Here is a 16,977-nt window from a genome sequence, read left to right on the forward strand (position 1 = left end):
TAGTAAATGGCTATCTTAACCCAGTCCCTAGTCCCCAATCCCCAGTTTCTTTAATTATTAAACTTTGGCAGCTGCTTTGGCGATCGCTTTAAGTTCACCCTTGGCATACTTAGTTGCAAAATCATCCAGAGAAATCTGCTTAATCTTGCTAGCATTACCAGCTGTGCCAAATTGCTCATAGCGTTCGGCACAAACTTTTTGCATGTATTTGATAGAAGGCTTGAGGAAGTGACGGGGGTCAAATTCCTTAGGAGCTTTAGCCAAAGCTTCGCGCACAGCGGCGGTAATTGCCAAACGGTTGTCGGTGTCGATGTTCACTTTACGAACGCCGCTCTTGATACCTTTTTGGATTTCTTCTACAGGTACACCGTAGGTTTCAGGAATAGCACCACCGTACTCATTAATCAAAGCGATTAAATCTTCGGGTACGGAAGAAGAACCGTGCATTACTAGGTGAGTGTTAGGCAGACGACGGTGAATTTCTTCAATGCGGCTGATTGCTAAGATTTCTCCAGTCGGCTTGCGGGTAAACTTGTAAGCACCGTGGCTAGTGCCGATGGCAACTGCCAAAGCATCTACTTGGGTTTGCTCTACGAAGTCAACAGCTTGGTCGGGGTCGGTTAGCAGTTGGGAGTGGTCGAGTGTACCCTCAAAACCATGACCATCTTCAGCTTCACCAGCACCAGTTTCTAGAGAACCCAAGCAACCGAGTTCGCCTTCGACGCTGACGCCCAAAGAATGCGCTACATTTACAACTTCGCGAGTCACATTGACGTTGTATTCATAGCTAGCAGGGGTCTTGGCATCAGCTTCCAAAGAACCATCCATCATCACGCTGGTGAAGTTGTTCTTAATTGCTGAGTAGCAGGTAGAAGGAGCATTCCCATGATCTTGGTGCATGACGATGGGAATTTGGGGATAGGTTTCTACCGCTGCCAAAATCAGGTGACGCAGGAAGTTTTCTCCAGCATAAGCACGAGCGCCACGAGAAGCTTGCAAAATCACGGGGCTATCTGTATCTACAGCAGCCTTCAGGATCGCTTGAATCTGTTCCAAATTGTTAACGTTGAAAGCTGGGATGCCGTAACCGTTCTCAGCCGCGTGATCCAACAGCAGCCGCAATGGTACAAGCGCCATAGATAGTCCTCCTAATGTGGTTGTCAGCTAGTCGGTGTGAGAGAAGCGTAATAATCACGCTAAATCTTAAGAGTTTTTTCAACTTATAGGAAATTATAACTAGTGTTGTGTGCTTATGTTGAAAAAGTTTAAGTTAAAGTTACTGTCAATATGGTCTATGGTGCTGTAGAGTCAGCTACTCCCAAAGTCAAGGCTTTTGTAGCCGTGTATGCTAAATCATCGAGTAAAGGCGATCGCTTCAGTCTAAATCTACTAATTGCTGTACAAATTCTGCGTGTTCGGGAGATTGCAAGCCTGTTTGTAAAATAGTTAACACAGACTGCATATTCCCTGCTAACAACTCTGCAACCGCTAACCACAACCCTGGAAAAACCCGACTTCGCAAAATTCCACTGCTATCAGTGGCTAACTCTAGATACTCACCCTGTTCCAAATAAAACCAACTCAATTTTTCATCGAGTACTTGCCAAACGATGTATTCTTTGACTCCATTGCGGCGATAGGCTTGTTTTTTGGCATGGAGGTCGATGGCAACGCTACTGGCAGCAATTTCGACAATTAGCTCTGGTGCGCCTTCAATATAATCATCTTCACTCAGCTTTGCTTGACCACCTGCTTTTGGGTCGATCAGGAGAACTGCGTCTGGTTGAGGTTCGTTATCTAAGTCTAGGCGCACTGTGGGTTCAACTCCCAAAGCTACACCAGGTGTAGCTGCTTCGTAAGTAAATAACCAACCAATAATCCAACCATGTGGTTGACCGTGACTTCTAAAACGCAAAGCAGCAGGCATAATATAGACAATTCCCTCTATCAATTCCGCTTTTTTCAAGTTAGGCGTGGCGTTGTAGCGCCGCTCGAATTCATAACGTGTGAGTTTGTCGCCATTTTCCAACAAGGGAATTGTCCAATGCTGTGGAGGTGTTTTTACCATAACGATGGTATTTTGGTTGAGCCTATGCCCATCTTACCGAACTAGGGAAATTGATGGTAAGTGTTTTGTAGTAACTAAAGCGATCGCCAAGGTCAATTTTGGAATTTTTCGAGTTCAAAGCTTGTTTTGCTGAATTTGAATCAAGCTATCAAACAAACTTTAAGCACGAGAACCGTTTCTTAACATACTTTGTAACCATTTTAGAGCGTTTTTAACTTCTCCGTGGGCAGGGTAAAGCAACTGCTGACTCAGGGCGTTTCGATAAGCTTCGATAGCGCCTAATTCGTCTTTCAATTGCTCTAAGGCTCTTGCTTGCCAATAAAAAGCCGTAGCTGGATCGAATTCCATTATTTTTTGGGCTTGCAGGCAAGTTTCTTGCCAATACCGCCGACTGACGGCATTATTTCCTAACACTCGATAACTCTCCCCAAGCCAAACTAGTCCAGGTAGAGATTGTAGATAAGCTCCTTTTTCTGGTAAAAACTGCCATCCTTGTACTAACGCCTCTACCGCTTCTTGGTGTTTTCCAGCCAACGCCAAAACTCGTCCATAACAAAACCAAGCATCAGGTAATTGGGGTTGAAGTTGCGTTGCTCTAGCACAGACACTACACCCCCACTCAATTTCTTTGAAGCTTTCCACCAGCACTCGCCCTGCTGTAGCCCAAGCACTCCAGCGTTCGGGAAAACGCCGCAGCATCTCTTCTGCTAAGGGATACAGTTCATTTAATTTCCCCGCAGCAGGCAAAATATCGCACAACCCTCGATAGATTTCACAATCATTGGGATACAAATGATAAGCCTTCAAAATCGCCTCGGCAGCTGGTTTGTTTTCGCCTGTGTCGGCCAAACACCGCCCATAATAATACCAACCAGTAGGATTATTGGGGTGCTTCTCAGTAAATTGTGCTAATACTGCTACCCCTTGTACCCAATCTCCTCGAAATATGTGATAATACGCTAAAAGTTTGTGGAATTCGGGTGCATTTGGCGCTTGTTGCAAAGCAGAACCGATCATATTTTTTGTCTGTTTGCCTTGTTCGCCTAATACCAATCTCATGCGACAACGCTCCTCCAACTGTCGTTGAAGTACTTGGAAATCATCAGGAGCTAACTCTATAACTTTGCTCAATTTTTGCCCAGCTGCTTGAACGTTCCCCAATGCTATTAAGGCGTCATAGCTGAGAATCAAAGCAATGATATCATCTGGATCGATGGACAACACTGCATCAAAGGCTTGCAAAGCTGCAACAGTATTTTCCATTGCCATATGTACCTGTCCTAAAGCAAGCCAGTGAACTACTTTGTCAGGCTCCAAGAAAGCAGCAGATTCAAGAGCTTTAATTGCCTTTTGGTTGTTACCTTTGCAAGCTTCAATCAATCCACTTATGTGCTGCCGATTTGCTTCATGATGCGACAAGGGCAACATGTTTTCATAAACTTCTATAGCCTCTGTCTGTCGTCCTATGAGATGCAAGATTTTTGCTAGTTGTAGCCGCGCGTCAAGCAATTGGGGTTGCCGTTCAATCACTTGCTGATATTCCTCAATAGCTTGCTCCCATCGGCCCATTGCATAAAACAACTTAGCTAATTCGAGGCGTTTTTTCCATCCTTGGGGATACTGCTGCATGTACTTACTTAATGTTTTGAGTTTCTGAGCTTGTTTAATTGGTTTTTCATCTAAGAGTAAGCAAGCATTCATCTCCACCACAGAGGATTGGGAGAACTGTGCCAAGAGTGTGGCAAGGTTTTTAGACATATAGCGGTTACTTTATAATTAATTTCATCAACAATATTTGGGGTTGCGATCGCTACTTCCCATTCAGATGTCACTGTTCGATGGCATCATTAACATTGCCTCCCATCCACTGAAGACAGCGATTGATAATCTTGATATTGTTGCCACAAGTGCCAAATTTCTGTATGTACCTAGGCATAGCCCATCGTAGATATCACATTGGGGCGCTTGCCTAACACTTTCGGCATTGAAGTTACAGCTCATCAACCCATTGGGCATATCAAAGCCGTCCTCATTTAACTCTTGGAAGCTTTTAGAAGTATTTTTCATAGGTTAAATTAACCTAATATTGGAATATATTGTGTAATCTCAAGGAAAATTCTCTTCAATATTGAGCATACTCACTGAAACTGTGATGAGTGTCTGGAAAGAAGTGTTGAGTATAGTAAAAGTTACTCTCCCAACTGGGGTTAACTATATTTCAATGTAGTCCTTTGTGTTCAAAAATGAAACTAATAAATCTCATACAGATTTCATATACTTGTACTTAACTTTTGAAGAAACCCTTCCTGTTGGCAATGAGGTGTAAGTAAAGAAGGTCTAATGGCTACCAAATGGTGGGTATCAGTATATCCGCTGTCAAGAAACACTTTTAGCCAAGTTTGAGAAAGGCATAGTTGTCAACAATCTAAATCGCATACTCTGATTTATTCAGGACTTACGCAAAAATAAGGTAATTTTGTCATTAGGAGCGATCGCGTACTCCTACACAGAAGTAAGCTACGCGTTCGCGCAGCGTGTCGCAGACAAGCATCTCCTAGAAAAGTAATTCTCCTGACGCTGGGATTGCTTCCCTACACTCTGTTTCCGTCGCAATGACAATATCAGCGTTGCGTAAGTCCTATTATTATTTGAGAAATATATAGCAATCCTATTTATAAAAAAAATTAAGTACTTGATATAAAAAGGTAAAGGGAGATTTACAAGAATCTAAAAATTTTGATACCAAATTGTCTGGATATTAGTCATAATTATCAATACAGAATTGAACACGATATTCAGCATATATTAGCAGTAAATTTTATTTTCTAAAAAAATAAACACGTCTAGTAATATTGAAAGTTTGTATCTCTTGCAGTTTATAATTTTGTTACAAACCAATTTGATTCTTCGATAATAATTCCTAGTTTTGTTTGCTAGAGATTAGAGATTTTTTTAGTTTATAAAGTAATTTTATATTTAAATTAATATATATTAATTTAAATATATTTAATATAATAACTAATAAAAAAGGGTATGATTTATAAACTAAGTAATACTCAGAAAATTAGGGCGATTTTCAGATTAGTAAAAATATCTGCGAAAAATCTAAAAGATAACAACTCTAATTTCTTAATTCATCCATACAAAAAAAGAGTAAAATTGATTTTTTTAATCATTTTTATCTCTAATTTTAAAAGAAAATTTTGAGTATACAAAACTAAAAATTACTACAAAAATAAGTTTAGAAATTCCTCTGGTGCGGGTCTAATTTCAGAGTTTAAAATTTCCCAGGTTTGATTTTAGAGAAAGTACAATGATGTTTGAAACTTTATGGCAATAAATTCGCTCGTTGATATTGTTAACCGTAAGCTAGTGGAAATCCAAGAAGACCCTCTCCATTCTACAGAAATTATAGTTTTACAGGGTGTGTATGACAACAAAACCTATGAACAAATAGCTCAAGAGGAAAGATATAGCTGTGGCTATATTACCAATGTTGTTGCTCCACGCTTGTACCGCAAACTTTCTTTGATTTTTGACAGACGGGTTAATAAAAAAAATTGTCGAATCCTGCTGGAATCTTACATAACAGAACAAACTACAGCCACAAAAAAATCAATTAAACTATATTCTCCAGAATTAGATTTGAGTATACAGGAAGATGGACTACCTTGTTATCCCAGTGGTTCAATTCCTCTGAAATCTTTCTTTTATATTGAACATCCTAATATTCAGAAATCGGTTTATGCAGAGATTACCAAACGAGGAGCATTAATACGCATTAAAGCTCCAAGAGAAATGGGTAAAACTTCATTGACACTGAGAATTTTAGATTATGTAGAACGTATAGGATATCGCACGGTTAGCTTGAGCCTTGAGCAAGTAGATCGGACAATTCTCAGTGATGCTAATCTATTTTTGCGGTGGCTATGTGCTAATATTACTCAACAGCTTCAAATGGAACAAAAATTAGATGAATATTGGAATAAAGATTTTGGTAGTAAATTGAGTTCTACTTTTTATTTGCGAAATTATGTACTAAATCAAATTAACACTTCCTTAGTTTTAGCATTAGATGAAGTCAACTATATTTTTGAGCATCCCGAAGTAGCAAAAGATTTTTTTCCCCTGTTGCGTTCGTGGTTTGAAGAAGCTAAAAGATGTAAAATTTGGCAGAAACTACGCTTAATTGTGGTGCATTCAACAGAAATTTATGTTCCTTTGCAACTCCAGCAGTCTCCTTTCAATATTGGATTACCAATTCAGTTACCAGAATTTGATTTAGACCAGGTGCGGGAATTAGCTCAACGTTATAGTTTGAAGTGGTCTGACGAAGAAGCAAAGCAATTAATGGCAATAGTTGGGGGACATCCAGCATTAATACACATTGCACTTTATTACCTCAGTTGTCAGAAAATAACTTTAGTACAACTACTAGAAACTGCTCCTACATCCAGTGGAATTTATGCTCACCATTTGCAGCGCCATTTAACAGTTTTGCAAGAACAACCGGAATTAGCGATCGCTCTTTATCATACGATTAATTCTAGCGAACCTGTACCCTTAGAGCCAATTATTGCTTACAAGTTAAACAGTATGGGATTGATTAAATTAGATAACAATAAAGCAATACCTAGTTCTCAATTATATCGACAATACTTTCAATCTCTTTCTGTTGATGACAAAAGACAGGTAGTATTTATTAATCAGTAATTAAACTAATTTTAATTTAATTTTTGAAACAAATAATAATTAATTTTATTTATTCATAATAAAAATCCAAAAAAGTTAGAGCGCCGACTAGGGGCGTTCTAATTTTCCAAGATAGATTTTGGATTAATGAGTTGCTCTCAAACAGAATATTTTTATCCCCCACTCCCAGGCCAATTTATACCAATTTTGGATTTTAGATACTTCGACAGGCTCAGTACAAGTTTGAGATTTTGGATTAAAAGCCTTTGCTAGAAAGCTGTTCTCAAAATTTCAAACAATACTTCCTATAGCAATTTTGTATTAGTATCTTTGATTGCAACTAAGCATGAACCAATGCCTATTAGTACATTCACCCTCTTTTCCACTATTAGAAAAGTCATTTTTGGCGTTCTCTTTTTTATGCCTTTTTTGCTTAGTGAGTGAGATAAAAAAAGATTTATTGATGTCATATTTTTCTCTAAATAAAAAATTTTATATTGCATCAACACAAAAATTTATATTAAAGGCGATGCTTTTTATACAATGTTAAGCTTATAATTCAGAATTGTTTAATGCAAAGTCTGAAATTTAAAATTCATCAGTTTTTCTATCCTTAATGGATATCAAATTATTGATGCCGTGTTACCTATTGCCTATTGCCTCTTGCCTGCCTATACAGTTCAGTCCATTAATCAAATCGGACTATTATATTGTAAAAAAAGTTCTAGATCTGAAAGCACAATTATTTCAAAAAATAGTGCAAAAAATTGTTTGGAATAAACCTCAGACTTTTTAAAGTTTGGCTTGAAAATTTACCAACTTTGTTAATACTAAATCCGAGGACATATTATCATTATGGAAACAAGCTTGACATCTACAGATCTACTCAAACCAGGACAGTGGTATGATGATGAAACATATTACCAGATTCTCTTGGTTGCTCCTCGTCAAAAAATAACTGAAGGTAAATACATAGAAGCAACAATAGTAACTAAAAAAAGAGGAGAATTTAAAAAACATTTACTTGACAAAAAAACGCAACAAAATTTAAGAGATTATAGCCCAATTGATGACGATATTAATCATCAAAGTATAGCTTGCTATCTACCTTCTCTTGGAGTAGTTTTTCCGAAAGTATTTATAGATGCTTTATTTATAGAGAAGTCTTCACAAAATCACTCAATTGAAATCAATAATTTTTACGAACCAATCCGAACTCTATTGCATACCCGCAAAATATCCCAACTAATTGCTAAGACATGGCATTGTTACATAAAAGCGAAAACAAGTGACCTGTGGTATGAATTTGTTCATGGAAAATGGAATGACATTGATTCTGATATTTTAGATGGTTTAATAGCCAGAGAAATTTTCTTTTTTGCTCAAAAATCTTCTCCTGATAATTTTGTACCAAATAACCTTGATACCTACTATCCATTAAATAATAAATCTAATCAAAAAACAAGATTTTTGATTTTACCCAGTAGTAAAGCATGGCAAGGAATTACCTTGAGTCTGTTGATGGCAGGTCAAGCATATTATGAAATAGAACAAGATGGAGAAACATACTATCATCAAATTTGTCAACCTATTTTGAGTACGGGTGAAATAGTTCACAAGTATGGTATTGAGGTAACTTTTAATAAATTTGAAGGTGATATAAAAGAGCTAAAAGTAGACCCAGGAAACTCTTCTATTGCTTATCAAGCTACTATTCCTTATCCTCCCATACCTTCTGAGATTAATCTATCTCTTGAAAATATTACAAAATGGTCTCAGGCTAAAGATGAAGATGGAGACTTTCCCTTTTATCAAAAAAACGAGGACGATCAAAGTTATTTAATAGGTGTGGAATATTTTTCACCTCCCTATCCTTACATACCGCTAAGTTGCACTTGAGTAAAAAGTAACCAAATTCACAACACTAACAATAGTCCTTTGAATTATCAATGAAGCAATACCAATGACACAACAAACAAGACCATTACGTATCTGGCAACAAGGTAAACAACTTTCTCAAATTATTGCCTATATATGGCGATGGGCAGATGATGAATTAGAACCAGATAAAAAGAAAATTGCACAAAAATTAAAGACGTATTTTATGAGAGATGACTCTGAACTGGGAGTCGAAAAAGTTTTAAAAAGGATTGGAAATAGATATGATAACAAATGTGACGCAAATTTAAAGAAATTGTTCAGGGCTAATCCCAGAGAATGGCTTAGTCAAGGTAAACCACCCTTTGATGAAACAGCAGAATTACTGGTGGCAGTCTTTGGTGAAGAGAGGATTAACAATACAAACAAATATCTTTCTCCTATGTTTGATATTGTTGAACTTGGAGATGATGAAACTATAATCAGTCCTTATTATGAATTTCATATCGATCCAAGTTCCTTCATTGGTAAGCTTTGCGATCCAGATCTAGAAACCCCTTTTGCTTTTAGGTATTACGTTTCTTTTCCTCCTCGCCCACAATTGGGAGAAGCAACGGTTACTAAAGAGGAGTTGGAAGATTGGATACAAGATGATAAGAATGAACATCCTTACCCTTCCGTACCATTTATTCCAGTAACTACAACTTAATAGACATCTAGTAGAGACGTAGCACTGCTACGTCTCTACAAAGGTTATAGATAACGCATATTTGATTTGCAAAAATTGGCAATTAATTTTCTGTCACTGTGACTGATTAAATACTTAACCCATGCTCATAACAATGGCTGGGTTTTTATTATAGTTTACAGCAAGCATAAAATATTTCTTTCCCAGTTACTCAGTTAACTAGCTAACATTATTTTCCAAACAGGTCTAATAATGATTATCAAAGATACTCAAAAACTTTTACCAAAACAAATACAAATTGATTATGAAATGCCAGATATGGTACTTGAGATACCACCTCATGGTATTTCGTTACATCCAAAAAGTATAGAAAAACTTCTAGCAACAGCTAAATCTACAAAAAGACCAGTTGCCTTTAGACCTACCTTATCAATTTTAGCAGAATTAGGTTTACCTCCATATCCCACTCTTGCTTATTTATATCGCCATGAGTTAAGCAACAGCTTGCAGCAACCATTATGGGGATTAGAAACTCAAACTCAAGCTAATTTTTCAGGACTAATACCATTTACCTATATTTCCCAAATTGATATTGATGAGCAAATACATTATTTTGCCGATTATTACGCAATAGCTATCAAACCATTATATATCAGAGCAATTATTGGAAATAGCTGTAATCTCAAATGTGTAATGTGTCCCTATCACAGTCCTTTGCTCAAGCCAACACATACAACAAACTTCTTCAAAGACAAAAAAATGATGTCTTGGAAGATGATGGAAAAGTTAGCAAAAGAATGTGGAAAAGCCGGAGTTGCAATTAGTGTTGGTAGTGTTGAAGAACCAATACTTCATCCCAATATTGTTGATTTTATTCAACTTTCTAAGGAATCTGGAGTTCCCAAATTTCATCTAACTACTAATGGTCAATTACTAAATGAAAATAAAGCTCAAGCTTTATTAGAAGCAGGATTAACTAGCCTTGATGTTAGCATTGATGCTGCTGAACCAGAGACATACTTGAAAATTAGAGGAGGTAATCTCAACACAGTTGAGTCAAATATTTTAAACTTTATAAAAGTGCGCGATCGCTTGGATATTTCTTGTGAAGTTAGGACATCTTTTGTTCGCAATTTAAATGTTACACCAGAAGAAGAACAAAAATTTCAAGAACGTTGGTTAGCTAAAACTGATGGTGTATTAATCCTCAATTTAGCTCAATATCAAGAGACAAATATGCGTTTAAAAACCACTAATAATACAATCGACAATTCACTCCAGTATTATATTAATAAAGCTCAAGGACGTTGGCCTTGTTTATTTCCGTTTACAGAAATGGCAGTTTTACCAGATGGTAGAATCTATTACTGCATTGAAACTTTATTTAGGCTTGGTTTTGATGGTAGTATCGAAAGCCTGGGAAATTATAATCAACAGAATCTGCAAGAAATTTGGTCTGGAAATCTATTTCAAAAGCTTAGAAGTGATTTAATCCTTAACCAGTTATCTAATCGTTCAGTTTGTCAAAATTGTGATATGTGGAAATCACAGTTTTATTTCAGGTCTTCTACTAATAAACTCCAAATTATAACAACAACAGTAACCGAAATTTATCAAAAAATTGATTCTAATAACATTTAGAATTCAGGTTGAAAAATCATGAACACTATAAAAAATTATCAGATTATTCAACAAATTTATGAAAGTGATAATTCTTTAGTCTATCGAGCTATTCTTAAGGCTGATAATCAACCTATTATTTTGAAGATTCTCAAAGAAAACTATCCTAATCCTTCAGAACTTCATCGTTATAAACAGGAATATGAAATTACGCGCTCAATCAATGCTGATGGAATTATTAAAGCCTATGGATTAGAGCGATATCAGAATAGTTTAGTGATGTTTTTAGAGGACTTTGGTGGTAGCTCCTTAAAAATTTTAATATCAGAACGGCAGTTTTTTTTAGAAGAATTTTTAACTATTGCTTTAAAAATAACTGATAGTTTAGCTGTTATTCACAACGCCAATATTATTCACAAAGATATTAATCCTTCAAATATTGTCTACAACCCAGAAACTGGTCAGGTGAAGATTATTGATTTTGGCATTTCTACTCGTTTACCGCGAGAAAATCAGACGATTCACAATCCAAATCAACTAGAAGGAACTTTAGCTTATATTGCTCCAGAACAAACTGGTCGAATGAACCGGGGAATAGATTATCGTAGTGATTTTTATTCTTTAGGCATCACATTCTATCAATTGTTAACCAATCAGTTACCGTTTGAAACAACTGATGCAATGGAATTAGTCCATTACCACATTGCACAACAACCTGATGCACCTCACCAACTAATACCCTCAATTCCTTTGATAGTTTCTAAGATTGTGATGAAATTATTAGCCAAAACTCAAGAGGAACGATATCAAAGTACTAGAGGGTTAAAATTTGATTTACAAAATTGTCTTTATCAGTTACAAAATTCAGGACAAATTAAACAATTTTCTTTAGCGCGCCAAGACATTTCTGATAAGTTCCAGATTCCCGAAAAACTTTATGGACGAAATCAGGAAGTAACTCAACTATTAAATACTTTTGATCGAGTTAGCAAAGGCACAACTGAGATGATGCTAGTTTCTGGTTACTCAGGTATTGGCAAATCTGCCTTAGTTAATGAAATTCAAAAACCTATATTGCGCCAACATGGTAACTTTATCAATGGCAAATTCGATCAACTAAAGCGGAATATTCCTTATGCAGCAATTAGTCAAGCTTTTCAAAGCTTAATACGACAGATTTTAACTGAACCTGAATCTGCACTACAAACATGGAAACAACAAATTTTAACAGCTTTGGGAACTAATGGTCAGGTAATAATTGATATCATTCCAGAAGTAGAACAAATAATTGGTAAACAGCCATCGATTGAGCATTTAGAAGCTACTAAAGCTCAAAATCGGTTTAACTTATTATTTCAAAAATTTATTAGCGTATTTAGCAAAAAAGAACATCCATTAGTTATATTTTTAGATGATTTACAGTGGGCAGATTTATCATCTTTGAAGTTGCTTGAAGTATTGATGTCTGCTCCTGAAAACTTAACTTTATTAATTATAGGAGCTTACCGAAACAATGAAGTTAGTGTTACTCATCCATTAATCCAAACTATAGAGCAAATAAAAAAGGCTGGTACGCTAGTAGATGAGATAGAGCTTAAACCTTTAGAAATTAAAGACATTAACCAACTCATTGCTAATACCATAAAATGTTCAGAATCAAAGTCAAAGCCCCTAGCAAAGTTACTAACTGCTAAAACTCAAGGTAATCCTTTTTTCTTAACTCAATTATTGCATTCACTTTATCAAGAAAAGTTATTGATATTTGATAAAAGTTTAGGTTGTTGGCAGTGGGATTTAGAACAAATTCAAAAAATTCAAATAACTGACAACATAATTGATTTAATGATTAATAAAATTACTAAGCTAGATAGTCAAACACAGAAAGTTATCAGATTAGCTGCTTGTATTGGAAACCAATTTAATTTAGATTTTTTATCAATTGTCAATAAAAAATCTCAAGCATTGACATCTCAAGAACTTCAGCCAGCAGTACAGGAAGGTTTAATCGTACCACTAAATAATAGTTACAAGATGCCTCTACTTTGGAGTCCAGATGAAATACCGAGTGATTCTTCCGAAATAGCTGATGCTTTTATTCCCAAATATCCAGAATTAATCCCATATAAATTTTTACACGATCGCGTTCAACAAGCTGCCTATTCTCTAATTCCAGAAGTAGAGAAAAAAAAGCTACATTTACGAATAGGCTACTTGTTGTTAAAAAATTTTACAGAACATCAAATAAATGAAAATATTTTTAAAATTGTTAATCAACTCAATGAAGGAATTGAATTAATTACTAAACAGTTACAAAGAAATAAAATTGCTAAATTCAATCTTGAAGCCGGAAAAAGAGCAAAAGCATCAACAGCCTATGAAGCATCTCTCAGGTATTTAGAAATCGGTCTAAAATTATTGGATAAAAATACCTGGAAGTCTCATTATATATTAAGTTTAGAAATCTATACAGAAACTATAGAAGCTCTTTACTTAAACGTCAAATACGAAGAAGCGGAAGAGTTGTCTGTTATTGTTCTCCAGCAAGCTAAAACTATTCTTGATAAAGTCAAAGTATATCAAACCAAAATTCTTTTGCATAATGCTAAACTTCAGGAACAAATTGCCATAAATATTGCAGTTAAAGCTTTAGCAGAACTAGGAATAAATATTGCTCAACATCCCTATGAAATAGTTAATAAAATTATCCAAGAACAGGAATTTTTACAGTCTTATTTAAAAGAAACTTCGGTTCAGGCTCTTTTGTATCTTCCCCAAATGACCGATCCGTATAAGCTTGCAGCTATGTCAATATTGCAGCAAATTATGACTTCTACAATAGTGACAAATTTTCTATTATATCTTGAGGCTGTATTAATACAAGTTAATCTTTGCATTCAATATGGAAATTCTCCTCATGCACCTTGCCCTTATTCTCTTTACGGAACATTTATATGTAAGGGAATGAAAGGACTTAATATAGATAGAAATATTCAATTAGGATATGAATTTGGTCTACTCTCTATTAATTTAGTAGAAAAATATAATCTTGTTAAATTAAAAGCGTTAGTGATACATGATTATTATGGCTTTATCTGGCATTGGAATTATTGGATTCGCGATACGACTGCACAAGAAAATTTACTAGATGCTTTCCAAACAGGAATTGATGTTGGCGATTATGAATATGCTTTTTTTGCTTCTCTCAGTTATTGTTTAATCAGATTTTTTGGTGGATATCCTCTCGAAGAAATTGAAAATAATTTTACTAATTTTATTCAATTAATGGAAAAGGTAATGCAAGAGTATTCTGCCTTTTATGCCAAAAAATGCCGACAGATGATAATTAATTTAATGGATAATTCTTTAAAGCTAGATCGTAGATTTAAAGATGATAATGATTCGATAAATTTTAATACTTGGTTATTATTCATTAATTATTTTACAAAATTAATGAATTTTTATATTTTTAAAGACTTTAAGCAAGCTTCCCAAAACGGAATTCAAGCCGGAGAATACGTTGAAAATATTAGTTCGTACATAACTTTACCACATTATATTTTTTATTCTTCCCTTGCTTTGCTTGCTAATTATAAAAATTATTCTAAAAAAGAGCAAACATTAGTAATTAGACAAATTAAAATTAATCAAAACGATATGAAAAAGTGGGCTAAGCATTGCCCAGATAATTTTCAGCATAAATACGCTTTAATAGAGGCTGAAAAAGCGCGAATTTCAAAACAAAATTGGCAAGCTGAAAAATTTTACGAACAAGCTATTCAAGGTGCTAAACAATATCAGTTTATTCATGAAGAAGCCATAGCATATGAGCGTGCAGGTGAATTTTATCTTGAAATCGGTAGAGATAAAATTGGTTATTTTTATTTAAAAAATGCTCATTATTGTTATCTTCAATGGGGGGCGATAGCCAAAGTAAAAAATCTGGAAGTCGAATACCCACAATTGTTGGTAAATGTCAAAAATAAAACAGATAATCAGGATATCAGTAGCACTATCTCTAAAAGTAATAATGATAGTAAAAAACTTGATTTGATAACTGTTGTTAAAGCCTCACAAACCATAGCTGGTGAAATCACCCTTGATAAATTGTTAAAAAAACTGATGAAAATCTGTATTGAAAATGCAGGCGCTCAAAGATGCTTTTTAATTCTTGAAAAAGACAAACATTGGGTCATTGAAGCTGAAGGAGGAATGGATGATGATAATGTTACGGTTTTACAATCTATCACTCTCGATTTTATTGATACTGTTAGCAATTTACCTCTTCTTCCCACTACAGTTGTTAACTATGTCCTCCATAGCCAGGAAAATGTGGTTTTAGATGATGCACAACATGAAGGGCAATTTATTACCGATCCTTACGTTACTGTTGTGCAACCTAAATCGATTCTTTGCATTCCTTTACTTAATCAAGGTAAATTAATCGGCATTCTATATTTAGAAAATAATTTAATTACACACGCATTTACTCCAGAACGCATTGAAATCTTAAAAATTCTTTCTGCTCAAGCAGCTATTTCTATTGAAAATTCACGTTTATACAAACAACTAGAAAATTATAATCGGAATTTAGAAGAAAAAGTTGAAGAACGAAATCGAGAACTGTTAAAAACATTAGAAGAACTAAAAGTTACTCAAGAAAAACTGAAATTTGAAAACGATTTACTTAAAAGTTCAGAAAAACTCTCAAACTATGATTATCAAATTGGCGGTAGTTTGCCAATGGATGCTCCCACCTATGTTGTGCGTTCTGCTGACCGCGACTTTTATCAAGCACTGAGGCATAATGAATTCTGTTACATCTTAAATGCCAGACAGATGGGTAAATCAAGCTTGATGGTACGGATGATGCATCATCTTCAGCAAGAAGGATTTAGTTGTACGGCAATTGATTTAACCCGCATTGGTAGTGATGATATTACCACGGCTCAATGGTATCTGGGGTTAGCAGTGGAGTTATGGCAGAATTTTGATTTGTTAGATAAGGTAAATCTTCCAATTTGGTGGAATGAATACAAAGATTTATCGCCCACCCAAAAATTGAGTCAATTTATTGAAAATATTTTACTGAAACAAGTTCAGAGTGAAAAAATTTATATATTTATTGATGAAATTGATAGCGTTTTAGGTTTAAACTTTTCTGTAAATGATTTTTTTGCTTTGGTGCGCTTCTGTTACAACCAGCGTAGTCTAAATGTAGAATATAGACGTTTAACTTTTGCTTTCTTTGGCGTAGCAACACCCTCAGATTTAATCTCAGACCATAAGCGAACGCCATTTAATATTGGTCAATCAATTCAACTACAGGGTTTTAAAGAAGATGAAGTTTATCCTTTAGGTGAAGGTTTAAAAGAGAAAGTGAACGACGCGATCGCCATTCGTAAAATAATCAGAGAAGTATTACACTGGACAAACGGACAGCCTTTTCTGACTCAAAAACTCTGTAAGCTGATTCGTAATTCTTCATCTATGATTTTGGCAAATACTGAAGCCGAATGGATAGAAAATTTGGTCGTGACAAATGTGATAGATAATTGGGAATCCCAGGATGAGCCTGAGCATTTAAGAACAATTCGCGATCGCATTTTCAATAGCGATTTACAAGTTAACAAACTCCTAAAGCTTTATCAACAAATTTTACAGCAAGGGGAAATACCTTCTGTTGATAGTCCAGAAGAAAAAGAATTGCTCTTATCAGGACTAATTATTAAACACCAAGGTTCTCTGAAAGTCCAAAACCGTATTTATCAATTGATATTCAACCAAAATTGGATTGAACGGTATATCTCTTAGCAACCTCCAACCCAAAATATACATCAAATTTCAACTTAATGAAGTACACTACCTAACCTTACTCGCTAGGTCAATAGACTAACCTAATTCTGAATTCTGACTCCTGAATTCTGAGTTCTCTTTTATGGGTCGCCCGGGATTCGAACCCGGAACTAATCGGTTAAAAGCCGAGTACTCTACCGTTGAGTTAGCGACCCTTTCTTTCATTTCGCAACTTTGC

Annotated in this window: 8 protein-coding genes and 1 tRNA gene; 5 read left to right on the top strand and 4 right to left on the bottom strand. The window is 35.2% G+C overall.

Annotation, left to right across the window (positions count from 1 at the left end):
• Window positions 1-57 precede the first annotated feature (57 nt).
• The 3 genes from fba to VF06_RS11170 form a co-directional block, all read right to left on the bottom strand.
• Window positions 58-1,137, bottom strand: a complete 1,080-nt coding sequence (fba, locus tag VF06_RS11160; protein ID WP_099072819.1) for a class II fructose-bisphosphate aldolase — start codon at window positions 1,135-1,137, stop codon at window positions 58-60.
• A 238-nt stretch (window positions 1,138-1,375) separates the two neighbouring features.
• Window positions 1,376-2,068: a Uma2 family endonuclease gene (locus VF06_RS11165; RefSeq protein ID WP_099072820.1), complete on the bottom strand. Its 693-nt coding sequence runs from the start codon at window positions 2,066-2,068 to the stop codon at window positions 1,376-1,378.
• Between the two features lie 159 nt (window positions 2,069-2,227).
• Window positions 2,228-3,826, bottom strand: coding sequence for a tetratricopeptide repeat protein (locus tag VF06_RS11170; RefSeq protein WP_244917961.1), 1,599 nt, complete (start codon window positions 3,824-3,826; stop codon window positions 2,228-2,230).
• Window positions 3,827-5,398: 1,572 nt separating this feature from the next.
• Here VF06_RS11170 and VF06_RS11180 point away from each other — a divergent pair.
• From VF06_RS11180 to VF06_RS11205, 5 genes are all read left to right on the top strand, one after another.
• A complete protein-coding gene (locus VF06_RS11180; protein WP_099069408.1) occupies window positions 5,399-6,781 on the top strand; it encodes an AAA-like domain-containing protein in 1,383 nt (460 codons plus the stop codon).
• Between the two features lie 834 nt (window positions 6,782-7,615).
• Window positions 7,616-8,659 (top strand): hypothetical protein, encoded by a 1,044-nt coding sequence (locus VF06_RS11190; RefSeq protein WP_099069410.1) that lies wholly within the window; start codon window positions 7,616-7,618, stop codon window positions 8,657-8,659.
• Between the two features lie 64 nt (window positions 8,660-8,723).
• Window positions 8,724-9,347 carry a hypothetical protein gene (locus tag VF06_RS11195; protein WP_099069411.1) on the top strand — a complete coding sequence of 208 codons (624 nt, stop codon included), beginning with the start codon at window positions 8,724-8,726 and terminating at the stop codon, window positions 9,345-9,347.
• Window positions 9,348-9,578: 231 nt separating this feature from the next.
• Window positions 9,579-10,967 (top strand): radical SAM/SPASM domain-containing protein, encoded by a 1,389-nt coding sequence (locus tag VF06_RS11200; RefSeq protein ID WP_099069412.1) that lies wholly within the window; start codon window positions 9,579-9,581, stop codon window positions 10,965-10,967.
• 18 nt (window positions 10,968-10,985) lie between these two features.
• Window positions 10,986-16,757, top strand: a complete 5,772-nt coding sequence (locus VF06_RS11205) for an AAA family ATPase (RefSeq protein WP_099069413.1) — start codon at window positions 10,986-10,988, stop codon at window positions 16,755-16,757.
• 125 nt (window positions 16,758-16,882) lie between these two features.
• Here the strand turns inward: VF06_RS11205 and VF06_RS11210 are convergent.
• Window positions 16,883-16,954: transfer RNA gene (locus VF06_RS11210), tRNA-Lys, on the bottom strand.
• Window positions 16,955-16,977: the final 23 nt, after the last annotated feature.

This window comes from Nostoc linckia z4, assembly GCF_002608075.1.
Taxonomy (GTDB): Bacteria; Cyanobacteriota; Cyanobacteriia; order Cyanobacteriales; family Nostocaceae; genus Nostoc; species Nostoc linckia.

Excerpts from the sequence above, each read along its gene's own strand:
- VF06_RS11170 (WP_244917961.1), bottom strand. The coding sequence starts at position 3,826 with ATGTCTAAAAACCTTGCCACACTCTTGGCACAGTTCTCCCAATCCTCT.
- VF06_RS11190 (WP_099069410.1), top strand. The coding sequence starts at position 7,616 with ATGGAAACAAGCTTGACATCTACAGATCTACTCAAACCAGGACAGTGG.
- VF06_RS11195 (WP_099069411.1), top strand. The coding sequence starts at position 8,724 with ATGACACAACAAACAAGACCATTACGTATCTGGCAACAAGGTAAACAA.
- VF06_RS11180 (WP_099069408.1), top strand. The coding sequence starts at position 5,399 with ATGGCAATAAATTCGCTCGTTGATATTGTTAACCGTAAGCTAGTGGAA.
- VF06_RS11205 (WP_099069413.1), top strand. The coding sequence starts at position 10,986 with ATGAACACTATAAAAAATTATCAGATTATTCAACAAATTTATGAAAGT.
- fba (WP_099072819.1), bottom strand. The coding sequence starts at position 1,137 with ATGGCGCTTGTACCATTGCGGCTGCTGTTGGATCACGCGGCTGAGAAC.
- VF06_RS11200 (WP_099069412.1), top strand. The coding sequence starts at position 9,579 with ATGATTATCAAAGATACTCAAAAACTTTTACCAAAACAAATACAAATT.
- VF06_RS11165 (WP_099072820.1), bottom strand. The coding sequence starts at position 2,068 with ATGGTAAAAACACCTCCACAGCATTGGACAATTCCCTTGTTGGAAAAT.